Origin of the sequence: Phaeovulum sp., from assembly GCF_041596715.1 — a bacterium.
Classification (GTDB): Bacteria; Pseudomonadota; Alphaproteobacteria; order Rhodobacterales; family Rhodobacteraceae; genus UBA6213.
Genome location: NZ_JBFHIA010000024.1, coordinates 1 through 20,369, shown reverse-complemented (window position 1 = coordinate 20,369; position 20,369 = coordinate 1). Strand labels below are relative to the sequence as shown.

The following is a 20,369-nucleotide window of genomic DNA, read 5'->3' as shown; positions in this document are numbered from 1 at the left end:
GCATGGCGGCAAGCGTGGCCTCGGTTTGCGCAAGGTTTTCATGCGCCGGGCGTGACCAATAGCGCATCGCGCGGGGCTCGCCAAAAACCCGGTGCAGCGCTTCAAGATCGCTTGCCTGCGCGCGCCGTAGCACCAGCCGGGGTGTGCGCAGCATCATTGCGGTGCAAGCCGCGTGATCCCGGCGGCCGCGCCCCGCGCGATGGCCGGGTCAAGCGACATCGGAATATATTCGCCCCGCCGCCAAAGCTCTGAAAGATCGTCGTAATGGCTGCTGAGCGGGTGGCCGGATTGCCCGGTCGAAAGGATGAAGACCGAACTGTCGGGGTCGGCAAAGTCATAAACACCCCGATAGCCCGCGGCCTGCACATTTCGGTATGGCTCTGCGCCCAGCCCGGCAAGGCTTCCGCGGTTGAGCGTAAAATCCCCGCCCGAGGTCGATTGCTTGATATTGACCAGCCAAGAAAGCAGCGGCACCTGACCAAGGGCTGCATGTTCATGCGTGGCCTGATGCGCATCGCCCCAGCGCCAGCTTTCGACGTTGCTGCCGTATTGTTGCGCCAACTCGATCAGGGCCGCATCCAGCGCGGCGCGGGCGATATCGGTGCAGGTTTCGCGCGGCGCAGACTGCACCACATCGCACCACGAGGCCGCCCCTTCGGTGTTGCGAAACACCCGTTCGATGAAAAGCGGCTCTAGCGTGGAAAACGCGGTTGCAAGCGGGCCAAGCTCATCGCGGATCAGGCGGTTCTGCAAGGCGCGCATCCATGCCGCATAGATCAGCGGTTCTGGCAAATGCTCGCTCATTTCGCCATCCCAGCCTGCCAGCAACTCCAGCGCGCGCTGGCGCTGCCGTTCGGGCGTGCCTTCGGCGGCAGGGGTGCCGGTAAACCACAGATCAGCGCCAATCAGCGGCAAGAGGCCGCGTGCAGCGGCGCTGACATCATCAAGCTGTGCGGCGATGAAACTTTCGCGCGAATGCACCTCGCGCTCGCCCATCAGCTTTTGCAGCCGTTGCACGCGCTGGCTGTCGCCCCAGTCAAAGCTGACATGGGCGGGAAAGGCGGCGTCCGAGACCTTGTTGTTGGTATTACCCACGATCCCGCCTTCGGGTGCCACCACGCGCGGGTTAGTGGTATAGGGCAGCACACCCTGCCAGCGGTTGGTGGCGATCCAGCCGGGGCTGGGAATACGGCCTTCGGTCTGGTGCGCCGGGTCGCGCGCAGGCAACGCACCGACGGTGACCTGCGCGACCGCGCCCGCATCGGCCAGCACCAGATTGAGGGCGGGGGCCACGTGCCCCTCCATCGCCGCTATTCCGGCCTCGACGCTATGCGCCCGCATCAGCCCCAGCCCGGCACTGATCGAGGTGTCAGCATCGCTGAGCGCGGTCCAGCCAAGTGCTACCACATGGCTGGGCGGGGTAATGGCGGCAAGGTTGAACGCCCCCGCAGGCAGGATCGGGCCATTCTCGCTCCACCTCAGGGTCAGCGTGACCGGGGTGGCGTCCTTGACCTCGATGATCGTGCGGCGGGTAAAAAACCCGGCAAAACCGTCGGGCAGGCGGTAGCGGTCTGGGTTGTCGGCCGCCAATTCTTCGATGAACAGGTCCTGGTCATCGGCGTATGACGCGCTGATGCCCCAGCCGAGCGCTGCCGAGCGGCCCGACACGACCAAAGGCGTGCCCGGCAACGTGGCGCCGATCACGCCGCCCGAGGCAAGTTCCAGCCGCGCCAGATACCACGCAGACGGGGCGCTAAGCACCATATGCGGATCATTGGCCAAAAGCGATCCGCCCGCAGCCGAACGCGCGGGTGCTGCCGCGAAGACGTTCGAGGCAGACGAAGGCCCCTGCGGCAGAAACGGCAGGGCACTGGCGGTATAGGTCGTGCCGCGCGGTGCCGTGGGAAAGAGGCTGGCGAATGCAGGCAGCGCCACCACGGCCGGGCCCGGCGCATCGGGCATCAAATCACGCAGGTAGTCGGGGTTGACCAGCGACAGGCGGGCGCGCAGCACCTCTGATTGCAAAGGGTAGGTTTGTTGCAGCGCGCTCAGCTTCAGCACAGCAATCGAATCGGCGGGCTGCCACGGTGCGATGTCTGGCTCGTAAAGAAAGAACTCGGGCGCACCCCGCCCGCGCGCCCCCGCATTGACCTCGGCGATCCATGCGTTGACGCCCTGCGCGTAGGACTCGAGCGCGAGTGTTGCATAACTATCTTGTGCCGCGACCGATTGCGTGGCGAGCGTGTAGAGATCGAGCCTGCGCAGCAGTTCATCCGTCGCAAGCGTGCTAGTACCGAACAACTCTGACAAGCGCCCCTGCGCCGTGCGCCGCGCAAGTAGCATCTGCCAAAGCCGATCCTGCGCGTGGACGATACCCAGTGCAAAATACACATCGGCATCGGTCGCGCCAAAGATATGGGGCACATTATCGGTCGTGCGCACGATCTCGACTGGTGCGCTAATTCCCGCCACGCGCAGCATTGCGTTGTAGTCAGGCAAGGAACGGGCCGCGAAATAATAGACCGCGCCGAGCGACAGCACCGTGACCGCAAGTAAAGCCATGGCAAGCCGGACGAGCCAGCGAAAGGCGAGCAGCATTCAGGTCTCCGCGCGGGCCCCGAGATTGACGGGGCAGGGTCAATGCGTAACTAGTTGAGCCGCGATCAATGTTCAACGCGCGAGTGGCGCACAGGCAAGGGGAGTGGGCCGTATGGCAAAGCTGGCGTTTCTGGGGCTTGGGGTAATGGGCTTTCCGATGGCGGGGCACCTTGTGGCCAAGGGGCACGAGGTTACGGTTTACAACCGCACCGCCGCCAAATCCGCGGCATGGGTGGCGCGCCACGGCGGTACAGCCGCCCCCAGCCCTGTCACCGCCGCGCAGGGGGCCGATATCGTGCTCGCCTGCGTTGGCAATGACGACGATCTGCGCGCGGTCTGCCTTGGCGAGGAGGGCGCATTCGCCGGATTGGCGAAGGGCGCGCTATTCGTTGACCATACAACGGTTTCGGCGCGCGTCACACGCGATCTGGCTGAACAGGCGGCGGGCATGGGAATAGGCTATGTCGATGCGCCGGTTTCGGGCGGGCAGGCGGGGGCGGAAAATGGCGCGCTCTCGATCATGTGCGGCGGCACTGCACCCGATTTTGCACGCGCCGAACCGGTTCTGGCGGCCTATGCCAAGGTCTGCCGCCGGATGGGTGAGGTGGGCGCGGGGCAACTTGCCAAGATGTGCAACCAAATCGCCATTGCTGGTGTGGTCCAAGGGCTTGCCGAGGCGCTGCATTTTGCCGAAAAGGCGGGTCTTTCGATCCCCGAACTTGTCGAGGTGATTGGCGCGGGCGCGGCGGGAAGCTGGCAAATGGCCAACCGCCACAAGCCGATGGCCGAAAACGCCTTCGATTTCGGCTTTGCCGTCAACTGGATGCGCAAGGATCTGGGAATCTGCCTTGCCACGGCCAACGAAAACGGCGCCAGCCTGCCGCTGACCGCGCTGGTCGATCAATTCTACAAGGACGTGCAAAAAATGGGCGGCGGACGCTGGGATACTTCGAGCTTGATCGCCCGTCTGCGCGCGATGGGGTAGTTTCTGCTTCAGGCAAAATATCCCCGCCGGAGGCGCCTTTGGGCAGCCACGTGCGCTCCGCGGGGGATATTTGCACTGAAGCATTGGGGGGCGGAATGGTAACGATCCAGCCGGTGGCCAAGGACGAGCGCGAGGACTGGCAAAGGCTTTTGCGGCCTACGCGCAGTTATGCGACCGCGGATGCGGTCTGGGGTTGGAGTCATGATTGCGAAAACCCGTTTTGAGTATGTTTCGGGGTAGACGAGTCGGGCACGGCTGCGGGGTGCGCGCTTTATGACAGTTTCGCGCCGCGCCGCGACGTCATGCTCTATCCGATCGCGCCGTAACGCGCGGCTTTCCCTTGCGGTGGGCCATGCGTTAGGATCGGACTGCCCCTGCACCCGCCCGAGGAGAGGCCCGATCCGATGGCCGAAGCCAGCCCCATGAACAGCCCGGCAGGCCCGCAACGCAACGTGCGGCTGGCGCGCGCGGCCGGTTGGCTGGCTGCGGCGGTTGTGGTGATTGCGCTTTTGGGGCTGCCGTGGCTGGCGGGGCGAGATGCCTTGGGGCTGTTTCTGGGCGATACGGCGCGGCGGGGCGATGCCACTTTGCGGCTGGCGGTGGCGACGATGCGCGGGCAGTTGGCGCGATTTGAACGCCTGCCGCAAATGATTGCGGAGAGCGCCTTGGTGCGGGCGCTGGCAGCGTCGCCCGATGACCCCGATCTGGTAGCCCGAAGCAATGCGTATCTGAAGCATGTGGGGGAATTGCTCGGTGCGTCGGATGTCTATTTCATGGATCTTTCTGGCACCACGCGTGCGGCCTCGAACCACGATACGGCGACCTCGTTCATCGATGGCAATTTCGCTTTTCGTCCCTATTTCTTTGATGCGGCAGCGGGGGGGCAGGGGCAGTTTTTCGCGCTTGGCACCACATCGCGCAAGCGTGGTTATTATTTCGGCGCGCCCGTGATGCTGGACGGAATCGTGGCGGGGGTTGTCGCCTTCAAGGTTGATCTTGATGTGATCGAGGAAACCTGGAGGGGGGGCGATTACGAGATCATCGTGACCGACCCCGAGGGGATCATCTTTTTGTCGAGCCGCCCAGAATGGCTGTTTTCGGGCATATTGCCTTTGACCCCCGAAAGACGCGCGCAAAGCGCGCTGACACGCCGCTACGCCGATACCGACCTGCACGAATTGCCGCTGCGCGAGGTTGTTCTGCGCGGTGGCTATACGCTGAGCTATATCATGCAGTCCGAGCGGTCGGAGCGCGAGTTCCTGCACCTTGCCGAGGATATGCCCGACGCTGGCTGGAGGGTGAGCGTGCTGCTCGATACCGCTTCGGCACGCGGCCAGATGATCTCGACCTTGCTGTTTGCCGTGCTGCTGGTGGGGTTGGGTGGGTTGATGTTGACGCTCATGTTGCAGCGCCGCGCGCGGTTGGCAGAGCGTTTGCAGTTGCAAACCATGGCGCAGGCCGAGCTTGAACTGCGCGTGGCCGAACGGACCTCGGAACTTGCGGCGCTGAACGCCCGCCTTGAAGCCGAGATCGGCGAACGCACAGCCGCCGAGCAGGACTTGCGCAAGGCGCAGGCCGATCTGGTGCAGGCCAGCAAGCTTGCCGCTTTGGGCCAGATGTCGGCTGCGCTGAGCCACGAGTTCAACCAGCCCTTGGCTGCGGCGCGCAACTTTGCCGACAACGCCCTTACGTTGATCGACCGCGCCCGCGTGGCGGATGCGCGCGACAACATTGGCCGCATCGTGGCGCTGATTGATCGGATGACCACGATCAGCAAGCATCTGCGCAGTTTCGCGCGCAAACCCGGGCAGGAACTGGCGGCGGTCAGCCTGCCCGAGGTGGTTGCAGCCGCGCGCGAGATCGCAGCCTTGCGCTTGCAACATGCCGCGATCGAGCTTTTGGTCGATCTGCCGCCAGATTTGCCGCTGGTTTACGCAGGGCCCATTCGATTGCAGCAAGTCTTGGTCAATCTGTTGACCAACGCCGCCGATGCCGTCGAGGGCACCGATGATCGCCGTATCGAGCTTGGCGCGCGCGCCACGCTGCGCGGGGTGCGGGTGACCTTGCGCGACCACGGGCCGGGGGTGCCGCCTGCGCTGCGCGAGCGCATTTTCGACCCCTTCTTCTCGACCAAGGGTGTGGGCCGGGGGCTGGGCCTTGGCCTTTCAATTTCCTACAATATCGTCAAAGACTTCGGCGGTGACCTGAAGGTTTCTAGCGCGCCTGGCGGCGGTGCCGTATTCACGCTGGATCTGCGCCGCGCCGATGCAGCGCTTACGCTGGAGGTGAATAGATGAACCGAGTATCCATAAGCGGCGCGCATGTTTTGCTGGTCGATGACGAGGCAGCGCTTCGCGCATCGATCGCGCAATTGCTCGACCTTGCGGGGTTCACGGTTGAAGAACAAGCGCAGGGCGAAGCGGCGCTGGGGTTGGTCAGCTTCGGCTTTCCGGGCATCGTGATGACCGATATCCGAATGCCCGGGCTGGACGGTATCAGCCTGATGAACCGCATCCACGAGATCGACCATGAGATTCCGGTGATTCTGATCACCGGGCACAGCGATGTGCAGCTTGCAGTGCGGGCGATGCGCGAGGGTGCCTATGATTTCGTGGAAAAACCCTTTGGCGGTGCGCAGTTGGTCGAAATCGCGTCGCGCGCGCTGGAACACAGGCGTCTGGTGTTGGAAAACCGCGTGCTGCGCGCAGCGGCGGGGCAGGCGGATGATCTGGAGCAGCGCCTTGTAGGCCGCTCGAACGCGATGATCGATTTGCGTCGTCGGATCCGCACCATTGGCCCGACTGATGCCAACGTGCTGATCGTGGGGGAGACCGGTTCGGGCAAGGAAGTGGTGGCGCGCGCCTTGCATGACCTATCCGCGCGCGCGCGAAAACCGTTCATCACCATCGATTGTGCGGCACTTCCCGAAACGCTGATCGAAAGCGAGCTTTTCGGGCACGAAGCGGGGGCCTTTCCGGGGGCAATGCGGGCGCGGTATGGCAAGTTCGAACACGCGCGGGGCGGCACGATCTTGCTGGACGATATCGGCACGATGCCGATTGCGATGCAGGGAAAGCTTTTGGGCGTTTTGCAGGAACGCGCGATCACCCGGCTTGGGTCGAACGAGGCGGTGGCGCTGGATGTGCGCTTCATGGTCACCAGTCGCGCGCCGCTGGAGGCGGAAGTCGCGGCGGGGCGGTTTCGCGATGATCTCTTCTATCGGCTGAACGCGGTGCGCCTGACCGTGCCACCACTGGCAGCGCGGCGCGAGGATGTGGCGCTGTTGTTCCTGCGGCTTCTGGCCGAGGCGGCCACACGCCACCGCATCGAGCCGGTCAAGGCACCGCCGCATGTGATTGCCGCGATTTCGGCGCGCGACTGGCCGGGAAACGTGCGCGAATTGCGCAATGTGGCAGACCGCTTTGCCTTGGGGCTGGGGCTTGGCGAACTAGAACCCGATACGGTCGAGGGCCCCCGACGGCTGGCCGATCAGGTGGCAGAGTTCGAGCGGCGCGCGCTTGAAAGCGCGCTTCTTGCGCATCGGGGTGTTTTGCGCCCGGTTTACGAACAGCTCGGCCTGTCGCGAAAGACGCTCTATGAAAAGATGCAGCGCTACGGGCTTGATAAGAGCGATTTCAGTAATGGGGACGCGAAATAGGCGCTTTGGGCGTGAATCGAAACACCCAAAAGCCGCAATGTTACGAAATCCACCCATCGTGGCTGCGTCAATTGGGCGCGGTCGGGCGCAGTTGTCATAAACTTGTTGCCCGATCGGACCTCGCCCTGCTTTCTAAAGATATATTTCGCCGCGCCATTTCCGGACGGCGGGATTTTGGCGCGCTGCGCCCATAGAAAACGACGTTCTGGGAGGAACACCATGCGATTTGCAAAGATTGCCGCGTTCGCGGTAGCTGCCCTCATGGCATTGCCCGCGGCCGCGCAAGACCGCGCCGGCTGGCCCAATAGCCTGACCATTGGCACCGCAAGCCAAGGCGGGACCTATTTCATCTATGGCAACGGCCTTGCCAGCTACATCGCCGAGGCACTTGGTGTCAGCGCAACCGGCGAAGTGACCGGCGGCCCGGTGCAGAACGTGACCTTGGTGGAAACCGGCGACCACCTGATGGGGCTGGTCACGATGGGCCCGGCCTATGACGCCTGGATGGGAAAATCGGAACTGGCACCGGGGCTCGAGCATCGCTCGGTGCGCGCGCTGTTCCCGATGTATCAAACGCCGTTCCAAGTGATCGCGCTGAAAAAATCGGGCATCACCTCGGTTTCCGATCTTGAAGGCAAGCGCGTCAGCGTTGGCCCTGCGGGCGGCACCCCCGGCACTTACTGGCCGCAGTTCATCTCGGCCCTTGGCGTTAATGCCAGCATCTCCAATGCCGGCGCTGCGGACGCGGCGGGGCAACTGGCCGATGGCCTGATCGACGCTTTCGCCTTTGCGGCTGGCGTGCCGATCTCGGCCTTCTCGCAGCTTGCGGCTGAGCAGGATGTGGTCATGTTCGGCTTCACCGAGGCGGAACTGCCGAAGATTCTTGAAGCGTTCCCTGCGATGGCACCGCTGACGATTTCGGCGGGCACCTATGCGGGCCATGACTACGACCAGAACACCGTCGCGCTTTGGAACTTTGCGGTCGCCAACGAGTCCATGCCCGAAAGCCTTGCCTACGAAATCACCAAACTGGTGATGGAGAACCCCGAGCGCATGACGCAGATCCACGCGGCGGCGGCTGAAACCGTGCTGGCCAACTGGAACAAGAACACCTTCATGCCGTTCCATCCGGGTGCAGTGAAATACCTCGAGGAAAAGGGCCTCACCGTGCCCGAGAACCTTCGCTAATCACGCTGCGCGAAACCAAAGACGCCTGCCCGCAATGGGTGGGCGTCGCTTTCCCTAGCCCCACCCCCGCGGGAGAATCGTAATGAAAGCGACCGCCGACGACACGGCCGACCTAAACACGCTTACAAAAAAGGTCGATGCCGAGATCATTTCCGTAAACCAACGTGTTCCAGTTGGGTTTTCCGCATGGTTCGTAGTGGCGTTGTGCATTCTTTACACCGGTTTCCATGTTGGGGTTATGAACCTCTATCCCCTTGAAACCTGGACATACCGGCTGATTCACGTGGGCGGCGGGCTTGTTCTTGGCTTTCTTTTGTTTTCAGGCTCCAGCCTGCCTGCGATGGGTGCTGCGAAAGCGCCTTCCTTGGCGCGGCGCACCTATCTGATGCTGCTTGCACCGGGTGCGGCGGCGATCTTGTTGGCCTTTGCGACGTCGGTGCAGTTCTGGGTCACCGGGCAAGGAGCCGATCAGGCAGCAAGCAAGACCGCGATGGAGTGGAGCTTCAGCCTTCCGCTGCTGGGTGGCACCGTCTGGGTGTTGCTGGTCGCTTGGTTCTTTCCGCTGCGTGATCGTGGCCGCATCGACCCTGCCGATGCGCTGCTTGCGATCGCAGCGGTTGCCGTAACCGCCTATATCATTTTCCACGCGCCATTTCTGCGGCTGCGTGCCGGCACTGCGCTGGCCAAACAGGCCGACATGTATGCCGCAATCACCGGTGTGATCCTGATCCTCGAACTGACGCGGCGGCTTGCAGGCTTGGCGCTGGTCATCATCGCGGCGATCTTCATCATTTACAGCTTCGTAGGCCCGTGGCTTCCGGGGGTGTTGCAGCACCGCGGGTATTCAGCGTCGCGCTTTTTCACCTATGTGTTCACCGATCAGGGTATTCTTGGCCCGACGATCGCGATTTCATCGACTTACATCATCCTGTTCGTAACGTTTGCCGCGTTTTTGCAGGCAAGCCGGGTGGGTGAGTATTTCGTCAACTTCGCCTTTGCCGCAGCGGGTGGCGCGCGCGGTGGTCCGGCCAAGGTGGCGGTGCTGGGGTCGGGGCTGATGGGCATGATCAACGGCACCTCGGCGGGCAACGTGGTGGCCACAGGCTCGCTGACCATTCCGCTGATGAAGCGGGTGGGTTACAAGCCGCAGACCGCGGCGGCGATTGAGGCTGCGGCCTCGTCAGGCGGGCAGATCATGCCGCCGATCATGGGGGCGGGTGCCTTCATCATGTCGGAAATCACCGCCATCGCTTACCGCGATATCGTGATTGCGGCGATCATTCCGGCGGTGCTCTATTTTGCCTCGGTCTACTTCATGGTCGATCTGGCGGCGCAGAAGTTCGGCATGAAGGGCTTGCCGCGCGACCAGTTGCCAAAGTTCGCGAAATTGGCGCGGCAGGTCTATCTGTTCATCCCGATCTTCATTCTGATCGGAGCGCTGTTCATGGGCTATTCGGTGATCCGCGCAGGCACGCTTGCGATGATCGCGGCGACCGTGGTCAGTTGGCTTACGCCCTACAAGATGGGGGTGCGCTCGATCCTCTATGCGCTTGAAATCGCGGCCAAAATGTCGCTGCAACTGGTGGCGGTCTGCGCCGCGGCGGGCATCATTGTGGGCGTGATCGCGCTGACGGGGGTTGGTACGCGGTTTTCCTCGCTGCTCTTGGGGTTGGCTGACCACAACCAGGCCATCGCGCTGTTCTTTGCGATGCTGGTGGCGATCGTGCTGGGCATGGGGATGCCCACCACGGCGGCCTATGCGGTGGCTGCCTCGGTCATCGCGCCGGGCCTCGTGCAGATGGGTATTCCGGTGCTGACCGCGCACTTCTTCATCTTCTACTTCGCGGTGATGTCAGCCATTACGCCACCTGTGGCCTTGGCGGCTTATGCGGGGGCGGCGATTGCGCAATCGGACCCGATGCGAACATCGGTCGAAAGCTTCAAGATGGGGCTCGCGGCGTTTGTGGTGCCGTTCATGTTCTTCACCTCACCCGCGCTTTTGATGCAAGGCAGCACGTTCGAGATTATCCATGTGTTCGTCTCGGCGGCCTTCGGCATCTACCTGCTGTCCTCGGCGGTGCAGGGCTGGTTCTTCGGGCTGATCGCGTGGCCGCTGCGGCTTGTGTTGCTGGTGGCAGCACTTGCCATGATCGACGGAGGCTGGCTGACCGATAGCGTCGGGCTTGCGGCGGGGCTGCTGGTTTGGGCGCTACAAAAGCGGCTGCTGACGCCCACATCGATATCGCGCGGCGCAGACTGACGCGGTTTTGCTATTGCAAGTGCAACGGCCCCCATTCGGGGGCCGTTTGCTTTCAGGCGGATTCAAGTGCCGTGATGATCGCGCCGAAATCGGCGGCCTTCAGGCTGGCACCACCCACAAGTGCCCCATCAACCTCGGCCAATGCAAAGATTTCTGGCGCGTTGGTGGGCTTGACAGAACCACCGTAAAGCAGTCGGAACGCGTCACCTTCGGGGCCAAAGCGCTTCACCAGTTCAGCGCGCAAGAAGGCGTGAACCTCGGCAATCTGCGCCAGCGTCGGTGTGCGCCCGGTGCCAATGGCCCAGACCGGCTCATAGGCCACGACCGTATTGTTACCTTTGGCGCCTTCTGGCACCGAGGCGGCCAGTTGCGTTCCGATGATCGCAAGCGTTTCGCCCGCGTCGCGTTCGGTCTCGGTTTCGCCAACGCAGATTACTGCGCGCAAGCCGGCACCATGGGCGGCAAGCGCCTTGGCACGCACCAGCGTATTTGTTTCGTCGTGGTCGGCGCGGCGTTCGGAATGGCCAAGGATGACGTAGCGCGCCCCTGCATCGACCAGCATCGCGGCCGAGATATCGCCCGTATGCGCGCCCGCCGCATCTTGGTGGCAATCTTGCCCGCCAATTTCAAGCGGATGCTTGCGCGTGGCCCAGTTCAACTGCGCCAATAGCGTGGCGGGGGGGCAGATCAGAACCTCGCAGCGGGGTGCCGGCAAAGCCGCGATCAGCGCCGTAACCTCGGAAAGGTCGGCCGTAAGGCCATTCATCTTCCAATTGCCTGCTGCCAGTTTAGTCCGCATCGCGCCACCTCTTGCCATTCACCGCCAGACTATGCTGCCCGGTTTTCGCTGCAAGGGAAATAGCGGCTAGCCCGCCTCGGGCATGTCCTTGAAGCGGATCGACTCACCGCAGCCACAGGCCTCGGCCACATTGGGGTTGTTGAACCGAAAGCCCGACTCGAGCAGACCTTCTTCGTAGTCGATCTCGGTGCCGATCAGGAACATCTGCGCCAAGGGGGCGATTAGCACCCGTGCACCGTCCTGTTCTACCACCTCATCCATCGGTGCGGCGGTTTCTGCCAGTTCGAGCGAGTATTCCATACCCGCGCAGCCACCCTTTTTCACACCAAGCCGCAGCCCGCTGCTGCCTGATGCGGCCATCAGGGCGGTAATCTTGGCTACCGCCCGCGGGCTAAGCGTAACCGCCGCCTTTCCGGGCACGCCAAACATCACATGAACCCCAGTTCTAGCCGTGCTTCGTCGGACATCATTTCCATGCCCCATTGCGGCTCAAAGGTCATTTCCACATTGACCTGACGCACACCGTCCAGCGGCTCGACCACATCAGCCACCCAGCCCGGCATCTCGCCCGCCACCGGGCAGCCCGGCGCGGTCAGTGTCATGGTAATGTCGACCACGTTCTCGGGGCTGATATCGACCGTGTAGATCAGCCCGAGATCCCAGATATTCACCGGTATTTCAGGGTCATAAACGGTGCGACAAGCCTCGACCACACGCTCGTAAAGCGGGTGATCGGTGCTGGAAGGTCGGATCAGCGGTGTGCCCTCTAGCGGGCCTTGTGCTTCAGTCATTAGATCACTCGCGCTGGGTTGTTGAGTGATTATATAGGGAATAGCCATCCGCAGGTCCAGAGCACTTGCGAAAAGCTCGGTTGAAAAAACCGCAGGCCATGTGGGGGGTGCGATGTGCGCGCGTGTTCTGGCGGTGTCGAGCCGGGGCAGGGTGGCGGCGCATCATCGCGCCGGGGCGGGCTTGAGCCGGGGCGGGAAATGCGCGACAAGCGCCGTCACCAGTGAAAAGGGCGGCGCGCATGAGCGACAGATTTTCCTTTGCCGTGACGGCGCGCGATGGCGCGGCCCGGAGCGGGGTGATTTCTACCCCGCGTGGCGAGGTGCGCACACCCGCCTTCATGCCGGTGGGCACTGCCGCCACGGTCAAGGCGATGCTGCCCGAAAGCGTTGCGGCAACGGGTGCCGACATCCTGCTGGGCAACACCTATCATCTGATGCTGCGCCCCACTGCCGAACGCATTGCGCGGCTGGGTGGCCTGCATGCCTTCATGAATTGGCAGCGCCCGATTCTGACCGACTCGGGCGGGTTTCAGGTGATGAGCCTCGCCGCGCTGCGCAAGATGAGCGAAGAGGGCGTGCGTTTCAAAAGCCATATCGACGGGTCTGAACACCACCTCACGCCCGAGCGCAGCATGGAGATTCAGCGCCTGCTTGGCTCTGACATCGTGATGGCTTTTGACGAATGTCCTGCGCTTCCCGCGACCGACGAAGTGGTGGCCGCCTCGATGCGCCGCTCGATGCGGTGGGCGGCACGCTCGCGCGAGGCGTTTGGCCAGCGGCCCGGACACGCGCTTTTTGGCATCATGCAGGGCGGCGTGACCCGCGAATTGCGCGAAGAAAGCGCAGCGGCGCTATGCGAAATCGGCTTTGACGGATACGCGGTCGGCGGGCTGGCAGTGGGCGAGGGGCAGGAGGCGATGTTCTCTGTGCTCGATTATGCGCCGGGGCTGCTGCCTGCGGATCGCCCGCGCTATCTGATGGGGGTGGGCAAGCCCGATGACATCGTGGGCGCAGTCGAGCGCGGTATCGACATGATGGATTGCGTGTTGCCGTCACGCTCTGGCCGCACCGGGCAGGCATGGACCCGGCGCGGGCAGGTCAACATCAAGAACGCACGGCACATGGATGACCCGCGCCCGCTAGATGCGGATTGCACATGCCCCGCCTGTCGCAGCTACAGCCGCGCCTATTTGCACCATGTGTTCCGCGCGCAGGAAATCATCGCCTCGATGTTGCTGACGTGGCACAATCTACACTATTATCAAGATCTTATGGCAGGCTTGCGCGCGGCCATCGCCGCCGGGCAACTGGCCGCTTTCGTTACCGATTTCCACGCGCTGCGCGCCGAGGGCGATATCGAACCGCTTTAGGCGGTCAGCCCATTGCCGCGACCATCGCCTTGAGTGCCGCGACCGGGTCGGGGCTGGCCCAGATTTCATCGCCAAAGGCAAAGAAGTCGGTGACGGGCGCAAGATCGGCCACGAGTTCTGCGGTCAGCGCGCCTTCGGCCACTACCGGCACTTCGATCACTTCGGACCACCATGCGAAAAGTTCGCGTTCCGCCACTGTCCCGTTGAACAGCGCGCTTTGTCCCAGTGGCCCAAAACAGACGTAATCTGCCCCCGCCTCGGCGGCCGACATGCCCGCGTGTTTCGACGCGCCACACCAGCTGCCGACAATGGCATCGGCACCAAGGTCTTTGCGCGCCGCGCGCACCGTGCGCGCTGCATCCATCAGGTGCACACCGTCAAGCCCGTGGCGCTCTACCAGATGCAGATGATCGGCGATCACGATTGCCACGTCGCGTTCATGCGCCACCATGCGGCAGGCATCGGCGGCACGCGCAATCGCGTCTTCGTCGCGCCCTGCCAGTGCAAGGCGCAGGCAGGCAATATCAACCGCATCAAGCACCGCTGAGAGGCGGGGCACAAAGGTTTCCAGCTCGAACGCCGGGGGGGTGACAAGATAGATCTGCGGGCGGTCTTGGGCGGCCATGCTGTTTCCTCGGCTACGGGTGTCGCTTCCTAACCCTTTGGGCGCTTGGGTGGAAGGCCCCGCGCATGGGCAAGTGACAATGCCATAAGCCGCGCGCGCGGTGCGTCTTCGGCATCTTCGAGCGCGACCTCGACCATGCCGCCCATCGGGCGCCCGGTAAAGCCCAACTCGTGCACCGCAGGCAGCGCCAGCGCCTCGGCATAGGCTGCTTTGCCGACGCGGTACATCAGCCCTTTGCCGCCGATGCCGCAGACCATGTGCCCGTCGAGCAGAAAGCAGACGCCGCCGAACATCTTTTTCTCGTGAATACCGGGCAAATCTGCGAGGTCGTCGCGCATCAGCTCCAGCAGGCCGGGATCAAGCGCCATCGGGCATCTCCTTGTCAGTGCGGCGTGGCCAGCGTATCAGGCGCGCAGATTTTGGAAAGTGCGATGACCGATCAACCCGTCTTCATCCTTGTGCGCCCGCAAATGGGCGAGAACATCGGCGCGGCGGCGCGGGCGATGCTCAATTTCGGTTTGAACCGGATGCGGCTGGTCGATCCGCGCGACGGCTGGCCCAATCCGCGTGCCGTGGCGATGGCCTCGGGTGCGGCATCGCAGGTGCTAGACCATGCCGGGGTATTCCCCGATCTGGCCGGGGCGATGGCCGATTGCGACTATATCTTTGCCACCACCGCGCGGGGGCGAGAGCTTGCCAAGCCGGTTTTCACCCCCGAGGCGGCGATGGCCCATGCGCGCGCACTGATTTCGGGTGGGGCACGGGTTGCGGTGCTGTTTGGGGCTGAACGCGCGGGGTTGGAAAACGACGATGTCGCCCGCGCCAGCGCGATCATAACGATTCCGGTCAACCCAGCCTTCTATTCGCTGAACCTTGGGCAGGCGGCGCTGCTGATGGCCTATGAATGGTCGCGAGGCGATGCGCAGCAGGTAGCCGTGCAAGCGCCCGGCGAGATGGCCGATGCAGAGGCTGTGGCGCGCTTGGGCGATCGTTACGAGGCCGAGTTGGAGGCCGCGGGGTTCTTTTTCCCTGAAAACAAGGCCGCGCGCATGAAGCTCAATCTGCGCGCCATGTGGGCGCGTCTGACCCTGACGCGCGCCGAGGTGCAGACCCTGCACGGCATGTTGCGCCAACTGCTGCGTGGGCGCCTCTGAGGCCGCGCACGTTTGCGTGAGGCTTTTCATTTGACTTGCCAGATTGCGCGTCTGGGGTAGCTTGCGCTGATGTTCTCAAGGAAGGAAAGATTTATGAAACGCCTGCTGACCCTAGCCCTCGCGCTGTTTGTCGCCAGCCCGGCGCTTGCACAAGATGTGATCGTCAACGGTATCCACATCATTCACCCCTACATCACCGCGCCCGCACCCGGCTCGATGTCTGGCGCGGCCTATCTGGTGGTTGCCAACGAAGGTGCCACCGCGGACCGTTTTGACGCGGTTGAAACCGACATCGCCATGATGGCGGCGCTGCATAACACCGAGTTTGGTGCCGATGGCGTTGCGCGGATGTATGAATTGCCGCCCATTCCCCTTGCCCCGGGCGAGACTGTCAGTTTTGAACCCGGTGGCGCGCATATCATGCTGATGATGCTGAACGCAGAGCTGAATGTGGGTGACATGGTGCCGATGACGCTCAGCTTCCAGAACGCCGGTGAAATCGTGGTCGAGTTCGAGGTGATGGCACGTGACCCCAACGCACCCGCGATGTCGCACTAAGGCGCGCAGCTCTCGCTGCGCAATTCGCGCGAGCCGCACTTGAAGCCCTCGCGCCGCGGTCATAGTCTCGCCGCCGCAGGCGGAGGGCAGAATGGCCGAGAAGCGTAAGATTTTTGAGGAAGCGGGCGGCATCAGGCCGCCCGCGCCAACATCGGGGTTGATCGAACGCGATCCGCCCGGCGCACGCCGCGCGATCCGGGCATGGCTTGGGCTGCTGTTCGTGCTGGTGCTGGCGATGATCGCGGTCGGCGGCTTGACGCGGTTGACCGATTCAGGGCTGTCGATCACCGAGTGGAAGCCGCTTTCGGGTGCATTGCCACCTCTGGACGCGGCCGCATGGGCGCGCGAATTTGCCGCCTATCAGCAAAGCCCGGAATACCGGCTGCAAAATGCCGGGATGAGCCTCGAATCCTTCAAGAGCATCTTCTGGTGGGAATGGAGCCATCGTCAGCTTGGCCGCTTGATCGGCCTTGTCTGGGCGCTGGGGTATGTCGGCTTCTGGGCCGCGGGGCGGATTCCGCCGGGCTGGAAGACACGGCTGCTGCTGCTTGGGGCGCTTGGCGGGCTACAGGGCGCAATCGGCTGGTGGATGGTTGCCTCGGGGCTTTCGGGCGATGCGGTCGATGTCGCCTCTTATCGGTTGGCCACACACCTTGGGCTTGGCTTTGCCATTCTGGGGCTGATCGCGGTGCAGATGCTGGCGCTATCGCGTAGCGAAGCGGCGCTGATGCTGGCCCGACGCGCACAGGAATCGCGGCTGGTGCGGCTTGGCACTTGGCTGGTGGCGCTGACCTTTGTGCAGGTGCTTTTGGGCGCGCTGGTTGCGGGTATCGATGCAGGGCGCGGCTTTCCCACATGGCCCTTGATGAATGGCAGCTTCTTTCCGGCTGACGCTTTCGTGGTGGCGGGTGGTGGTGCGGTATGGCGCGCGTTTTTTGAAAACCCGGGGCTTGTGCAGTTTTTGCACCGCATGGCAGGCTATCTTCTGCTGGCTGCCTTGGCCTTTGGCTGGTGGCGCGCGCGCCGCTCGGCCAATATCTCGGTGCGCGTGGCCTTTGCCGCGGCGGCGCTTGTCGGGCTCGCGCAGGCGACGCTTGGCATCTACACAGCGCTTTATGCTGCGCCGCTGTCGCTTGGCATTACCCATCAACTCGGGGCGGTGCTGCTCTGGGTGCTGATCTTACGCGCGCGTGAACGTGCGCGCGCGCCGCTTTCCCAATCTGTTCGAGGAACAAAATGACTGCTTTTGAAAACCTTATGGCGTTTCAACACACCACCGAGGCGCTGTCGATGGTGGCCGAGCGGCTTGGCTGGGACCAAGAAACGGTGATGCCGCGCGGCGCGACCGAGCAGCGTTCCGAGGAAATGGCGGCGATGGAGGGCGTGCTGCACGCCCGCCGCACCGACCCGCGGCTGGCGGATTGGCTGGCAAATGCCGAGGCACCCGATGCCGCAGGCGCGCGCGCGATTTCGCTGATCCGTCATTCGTTTTTGCGCAGCGCCGCCGTGCCTGCGACACTTGCCGAGGAAATCGCGCGCACGACTAGCCTTGCGCAAGGCATCTGGGCCGAGGCGCGGGCCAAGAACGACGTTGCGCATTTTCTGCCGACGCTAAAGCGCGTCGTGGCGCTGCGCCGCGAAGAAGGCGAGGCGATGGCTGCCGCGGGCGTTGGGGGCGGCGATACCTATGATGCGCTGATAGACGGCTATGAGCCGGGCGCGAGTGCAGCGAGCCTTGCTGCGATGTTCAGCGCCATGCGCCCACGCCTAGTGGCGCTGCGCGAGGCCGTGCTGGGGGCACCCACGCCCAAGGCGCTGTCGCGCAACTTCGATGCCGAGGGGCAACTGGCGCTGGCCCGCCGCGCCGCCACCGCCTTTGGTTACGACTGGACGCGTGGTCGGCTTGATCTGGCAGTGCATCCCTTCTCTTCGGGTGGGGTAAACGACTCGCGTATCACCACCCGGGTCGTTGAAAACGAGCCGTTCAATTGCCTCTATTCCACGATTCACGAGGTTGGCCATTCGAGCTACGAGCTGGCCATCGACGCCGCGCACCACTTCACCCCGCTCGGGCATGGCGTGTCGATGGGCGTTCACGAAAGCCAGAGCCGGATCTACGAAAACCAGCTTGGTCGCAGCCGCGCCTTCACCAGCTGGCTTTTCACCCAGATGCAGGCGCAATTCGGCGACATCGGGCTTGCCGATGCCGATGCCTTCTACGCCGCCGTCAATGCCGTGCGCCCCGGCTACATCCGCACCGAGGCGGACGAGCTGCAATATAACCTTCACGTCATGCTGCGGTTCGATCTGGAGCGCGCGATGATCGGCGGCTCTCTGGAGGTCGAAGACATTGAAGAAGCATGGAATACCCGCTTCCTCGCCGATTTTGGCTTTGCCGTCGATAAACCTGCGCATGGCGTGCTGCAAGATGTGCACTGGTCCGTTGGGGCAATCGGCTATTTCGCCACCTACAGCCTTGGGAACGTCTATGCAGGCTGCCTCAATCGGGCGATGCGGCAGGCGTTGCCCGACCTTGATGCAAGCCTTGCCGAAGGCAGCGCCCGTCCGGCAGCGGCTTGGCTGCGTGAGAATGTGCAGCGCTATGGCAGCTTGCTGACCCCCACGGAGGTCATCACCAACGCCTGCGGCCACGCCCCGACAGAGGAGCCTTTGCTCGACTATCTCGAAGGCAAGTTCCGCGAACTCTACGCACTTTAAACCCTATCGGGGGGCTTTGCGCCCCCCGATGCCCGCCATCACCTAGCGCGGTGTCAGGGAAAGCCAGATCCCGTCCTTGCCGCGCACGGTCAGATGCGCCACAGGCATGGCCTCGCGCCCGGCGACGGGGGCGATGCGGAAGGCGCGGGCGATCATTGCCAACATCAGCGGCCCCTCGGCCATCGCAAAGGCCGCGCCGGGGCAGACGCGCTGGCCCGTTGAAAACGGGATATAGGCCGAGCGCAGGCAGGCTTTGCCGTTTGGCGTGGTGAAACGGTCTGGGTCAAACGCGTCTGGCCGCTCCCAAAGCCGCTCGTGGCGGTGCAGGTGCCAAGGCGAGATCACGACCTGCGCACCCTTGGGCACGGCGCGGTCGCGGAACTTCTCGGGGCAGCGCGCCTCGCGCACCATCATCGGCACTGGCGGATATAGCCGCATCGCCTCGCGGAACACCGCGCGTGCCTGTTTCAAGCGGTTGATGATCGAGAAATAGGGGATATCGGGGCCGATCACCGCATCAGCCTCGGCGGCAAGCCGATCTTGCCACTCGGGATAAAGCGCGATGAGGTAAAGCGACCAAGCGAGTGCCGAGGCCGAGGTTTCGTGCCCGGCAAGAAAGAAGATCGCGACCTGATCGACCATTTCGGCGGTATCGAACTTGTCACCCGTTACCGGGTCGGCGGTGGTCATGATCTTGGTGGCAAGGTCATCGGGGGCGGTGCCAGCGTTGATTGCCGCCATCCGCGCCGTGGTCAATTGCGTGATAAGGCTACGGATCGAGGCGGCGGTGCGCCGCGCCGCGCGCGAATGAAACCGCGGCATCCATTTTGGCAAGGGCAGCAATGCCCCGAGGTTGACGATCGGCTGCGCCTTCTGATGCGCGCGAAACTCGGAAAACGCCGCACTCGCCACGGCGTTTTCAATGGGGATGGAAAAGAGCGTGCGAAAGATCACATCGGCTGCGGCGTGGCTGGTTTCGGCCTCTATCTCGACCGGCTGGCCATCGGCACGCGCGCGCAACCGCTCGACGCAAGAAACACTCGCATCCCACATCGCAGGGAAGGTGTCGCGCAGCCGTCCGCCCTCGAACGCAGGGTCGATGATGCGGCGCTGGCGTTCCCAGACCGGGCCATTGGTGATGAACACCGAGTTGCCCAAAAGGGGGGCGAGCCCCTCGCGGATACGGTCCGACTTGGGAAAGTCATTGGGCCGCTTTTGCAGAACCAGATCAACAAGTTCTGGGTCGTTACACATGTAAGAATGAAAGAACGGCGTGCGAAACTCTGCCATCCAAGCGCGGTAAAGCCGTGCCGGTTGCGCCGAAAGGATATCGCGGCGGAAAAGTTGTAGATAGCGCAGCAAAGAAACCTTGTCGGCGCGCGGCGTGGGCTTGGGCGGCAAGGGCGTTTCGGTCATGATATGTCGGTATACCTGTTCACGGCCTGCTCGATGCGGCTGCCCGAGGGGTCGCGCCCGGCAAAGCGGGTTTGCAATGTTTGCGGGCCTGCCGTGATCTGGAAATAGTCGTAGTCGCCGGGCCGGTCAAAGGCGGAAAGATACTGGAAATGCAGGCGGAAAAAGCGCCAGCGCAGCTCTTTCCAGCGTTCGGGCGAAAGTGTTTTGCTGAAGGCCGCCGAAAGCACCAGCGGCCAGCGCTTGTCGGGT

19 protein-coding genes and 1 pseudogene are annotated in these 20,369 nt (G+C 63.3%); 11 read left to right on the top strand and 9 right to left on the bottom strand.

Annotated elements, in window-relative coordinates; translation table 11 throughout:
- Nucleotides 1-154, bottom strand: a 154-nt coding sequence (locus ABY403_RS03090; protein ID WP_372838668.1) for a GNAT family N-acetyltransferase, incomplete at its 3' end; no start/stop codon positions are given.
- On the bottom strand, nt 154-2,598 hold the full coding sequence (locus ABY403_RS03085) for a penicillin acylase family protein (RefSeq protein ID WP_372838666.1): 2,445 nt from the start codon (nt 2,596-2,598) through the stop codon (nt 154-156). The genes ABY403_RS03090 and ABY403_RS03085, both read right to left, overlap by 1 nt.
- A gap of 112 nt (nt 2,599-2,710) precedes the next feature.
- Between ABY403_RS03085 and ABY403_RS03080 the strand changes: the two genes are divergently transcribed.
- The 6 genes from ABY403_RS03080 (at nt 2,711) to ABY403_RS03055 (ending at nt 10,689) form a co-directional block, all read left to right on the top strand.
- Complete coding sequence (locus tag ABY403_RS03080; RefSeq protein WP_372838663.1) at nt 2,711-3,583, top strand: NAD(P)-dependent oxidoreductase; 873 nt, start codon at nt 2,711-2,713, stop codon at nt 3,581-3,583.
- A 95-nt stretch (nt 3,584-3,678) separates the two neighbouring features.
- A complete protein-coding gene (locus ABY403_RS03075) occupies nt 3,679-3,807 on the top strand; it encodes a hypothetical protein (RefSeq protein WP_372838660.1) in 129 nt (42 codons plus the stop codon).
- Between the two features lie 180 nt (nt 3,808-3,987).
- Nucleotides 3,988-5,880 carry an ATP-binding protein gene (locus ABY403_RS03070; RefSeq protein ID WP_372838657.1) on the top strand — a complete coding sequence of 631 codons (1,893 nt, stop codon included), beginning with the start codon at nt 3,988-3,990 and terminating at the stop codon, nt 5,878-5,880.
- A complete protein-coding gene (locus tag ABY403_RS03065) occupies nt 5,877-7,241 on the top strand; it encodes a sigma-54-dependent transcriptional regulator (RefSeq protein ID WP_372838654.1) in 1,365 nt (454 codons plus the stop codon). The genes ABY403_RS03070 and ABY403_RS03065 overlap by 4 nt, the downstream gene beginning before the upstream one ends.
- A 219-nt stretch (nt 7,242-7,460) precedes the next feature.
- On the top strand, nt 7,461-8,429 hold the full coding sequence (locus ABY403_RS03060; protein ID WP_372838651.1) for a TAXI family TRAP transporter solute-binding subunit: 969 nt from the start codon (nt 7,461-7,463) through the stop codon (nt 8,427-8,429).
- 82 nt (nt 8,430-8,511) lie between these two features.
- Nucleotides 8,512-10,689 (top strand): TRAP transporter permease, encoded by a 2,178-nt coding sequence (locus ABY403_RS03055; RefSeq protein WP_372838649.1) that lies wholly within the window; start codon nt 8,512-8,514, stop codon nt 10,687-10,689.
- Between the two features lie 52 nt (nt 10,690-10,741).
- Here ABY403_RS03055 and tpiA read toward each other — a convergent pair whose 3' ends face one another.
- The 3 genes from tpiA to ABY403_RS03040 all read right to left on the bottom strand — a co-directional run bounded on the left by tpiA (nt 10,742) and on the right by ABY403_RS03040 (nt 12,279).
- Nucleotides 10,742-11,488: a triose-phosphate isomerase gene (gene tpiA, locus ABY403_RS03050; RefSeq protein WP_372838647.1), complete on the bottom strand. Its 747-nt coding sequence runs from the start codon at nt 11,486-11,488 to the stop codon at nt 10,742-10,744.
- A 66-nt stretch (nt 11,489-11,554) separates the two neighbouring features.
- Entirely contained in the window at nt 11,555-11,917 is a 363-nt protein-coding gene (locus tag ABY403_RS03045; protein WP_372838645.1) for a HesB/IscA family protein, read from the bottom strand.
- Entirely contained in the window at nt 11,917-12,279 is a 363-nt protein-coding gene (locus ABY403_RS03040) for an SUF system Fe-S cluster assembly protein (RefSeq protein WP_372838643.1), read from the bottom strand. Before ABY403_RS03040 ends, ABY403_RS03045 begins: the two co-directional genes overlap by 1 nt.
- 239 nt (nt 12,280-12,518) lie before the next feature.
- Here ABY403_RS03040 and tgt point away from each other — a divergent pair, with 239 nt between their 5' ends.
- Nucleotides 12,519-13,649 (top strand): tRNA guanosine(34) transglycosylase Tgt, encoded by a 1,131-nt coding sequence (tgt, locus tag ABY403_RS03035; RefSeq protein ID WP_372838641.1) that lies wholly within the window; start codon nt 12,519-12,521, stop codon nt 13,647-13,649.
- 4 nt (nt 13,650-13,653) lie between these two features.
- Here the strand turns inward: tgt and ABY403_RS03030 are convergent, their stop codons facing one another.
- Complete coding sequence (locus tag ABY403_RS03030; protein WP_372838639.1) at nt 13,654-14,274, bottom strand: thiamine phosphate synthase; 621 nt, start codon at nt 14,272-14,274, stop codon at nt 13,654-13,656.
- A gap of 29 nt (nt 14,275-14,303) precedes the next feature.
- Nucleotides 14,304-14,642: a TfoX/Sxy family protein gene (locus ABY403_RS03025; protein WP_372838637.1), complete on the bottom strand. Its 339-nt coding sequence runs from the start codon at nt 14,640-14,642 to the stop codon at nt 14,304-14,306.
- A 63-nt stretch (nt 14,643-14,705) separates the two neighbouring features.
- Between ABY403_RS03025 and ABY403_RS03020 the strand changes: the two genes are divergently transcribed.
- The 4 genes from ABY403_RS03020 to ABY403_RS03005 all read left to right on the top strand — a co-directional run bounded on the left by ABY403_RS03020 (nt 14,706) and on the right by ABY403_RS03005 (nt 18,704).
- Nucleotides 14,706-15,428 (top strand): RNA methyltransferase, encoded by a 723-nt coding sequence (locus tag ABY403_RS03020; protein ID WP_372838634.1) that lies wholly within the window; start codon nt 14,706-14,708, stop codon nt 15,426-15,428.
- A 93-nt stretch (nt 15,429-15,521) separates the two neighbouring features.
- Nucleotides 15,522-15,986 (top strand): copper chaperone PCu(A)C, encoded by a 465-nt coding sequence (locus ABY403_RS03015; RefSeq protein ID WP_372838631.1) that lies wholly within the window; start codon nt 15,522-15,524, stop codon nt 15,984-15,986.
- A gap of 91 nt (nt 15,987-16,077) precedes the next feature.
- Nucleotides 16,078-17,226 carry a heme A synthase gene (gene ctaA / locus ABY403_RS03010; RefSeq protein WP_372838628.1) on the top strand — a complete coding sequence of 383 codons (1,149 nt, stop codon included), beginning with the start codon at nt 16,078-16,080 and terminating at the stop codon, nt 17,224-17,226.
- Nucleotides 17,223-18,704, top strand: a complete 1,482-nt coding sequence (locus tag ABY403_RS03005) for a carboxypeptidase M32 (RefSeq protein WP_372838625.1) — start codon at nt 17,223-17,225, stop codon at nt 18,702-18,704. Before ctaA ends, ABY403_RS03005 begins: the two co-directional genes overlap by 4 nt.
- A 42-nt stretch (nt 18,705-18,746) precedes the next feature.
- On the opposite strand, the gene ABY403_RS03000 is transcribed toward ABY403_RS03005, so the two are convergent.
- Complete coding sequence (locus ABY403_RS03000) at nt 18,747-20,120, bottom strand: cytochrome P450 (protein WP_372838622.1); 1,374 nt, start codon at nt 20,118-20,120, stop codon at nt 18,747-18,749.
- Nucleotides 20,117-20,369 (bottom strand): annotated as a pseudogene (locus ABY403_RS02995) (hypothetical protein); the annotation flags it as partial. The pseudogene ABY403_RS02995 and the gene ABY403_RS03000, both read right to left, overlap by 4 nt.

Excerpts from the sequence above, each read along its gene's own strand:
- ABY403_RS03065 (WP_372838654.1), top strand. The coding sequence starts at position 5,877 with ATGAACCGAGTATCCATAAGCGGCGCGCATGTTTTGCTGGTCGATGAC.
- ctaA (WP_372838628.1), top strand. The coding sequence starts at position 16,078 with ATGGCCGAGAAGCGTAAGATTTTTGAGGAAGCGGGCGGCATCAGGCCG.
- ABY403_RS03025 (WP_372838637.1), bottom strand. The coding sequence starts at position 14,642 with ATGGCGCTTGATCCCGGCCTGCTGGAGCTGATGCGCGACGACCTCGCA.
- ABY403_RS03015 (WP_372838631.1), top strand. The coding sequence starts at position 15,522 with ATGAAACGCCTGCTGACCCTAGCCCTCGCGCTGTTTGTCGCCAGCCCG.
- ABY403_RS03040 (WP_372838643.1), bottom strand. The coding sequence starts at position 12,279 with ATGACTGAAGCACAAGGCCCGCTAGAGGGCACACCGCTGATCCGACCT.
- ABY403_RS03005 (WP_372838625.1), top strand. The coding sequence starts at position 17,223 with ATGACTGCTTTTGAAAACCTTATGGCGTTTCAACACACCACCGAGGCG.
- ABY403_RS03085 (WP_372838666.1), bottom strand. The coding sequence starts at position 2,598 with ATGCTGCTCGCCTTTCGCTGGCTCGTCCGGCTTGCCATGGCTTTACTT.
- tgt (WP_372838641.1), top strand. The coding sequence starts at position 12,519 with ATGAGCGACAGATTTTCCTTTGCCGTGACGGCGCGCGATGGCGCGGCC.
- ABY403_RS03060 (WP_372838651.1), top strand. The coding sequence starts at position 7,461 with ATGCGATTTGCAAAGATTGCCGCGTTCGCGGTAGCTGCCCTCATGGCA.
- ABY403_RS03045 (WP_372838645.1), bottom strand. The coding sequence starts at position 11,917 with ATGTTTGGCGTGCCCGGAAAGGCGGCGGTTACGCTTAGCCCGCGGGCG.
- ABY403_RS03080 (WP_372838663.1), top strand. The coding sequence starts at position 2,711 with ATGGCAAAGCTGGCGTTTCTGGGGCTTGGGGTAATGGGCTTTCCGATG.
- tpiA (WP_372838647.1), bottom strand. The coding sequence starts at position 11,488 with ATGCGGACTAAACTGGCAGCAGGCAATTGGAAGATGAATGGCCTTACG.
- ABY403_RS03000 (WP_372838622.1), bottom strand. The coding sequence starts at position 20,120 with ATGACCGAAACGCCCTTGCCGCCCAAGCCCACGCCGCGCGCCGACAAG.
- ABY403_RS03020 (WP_372838634.1), top strand. The coding sequence starts at position 14,706 with ATGACCGATCAACCCGTCTTCATCCTTGTGCGCCCGCAAATGGGCGAG.
- ABY403_RS03070 (WP_372838657.1), top strand. The coding sequence starts at position 3,988 with ATGGCCGAAGCCAGCCCCATGAACAGCCCGGCAGGCCCGCAACGCAAC.
- ABY403_RS03030 (WP_372838639.1), bottom strand. The coding sequence starts at position 14,274 with ATGGCCGCCCAAGACCGCCCGCAGATCTATCTTGTCACCCCCCCGGCG.
- ABY403_RS03055 (WP_372838649.1), top strand. The coding sequence starts at position 8,512 with ATGAAAGCGACCGCCGACGACACGGCCGACCTAAACACGCTTACAAAA.
- ABY403_RS03075 (WP_372838660.1), top strand. The coding sequence starts at position 3,679 with ATGGTAACGATCCAGCCGGTGGCCAAGGACGAGCGCGAGGACTGGCAA.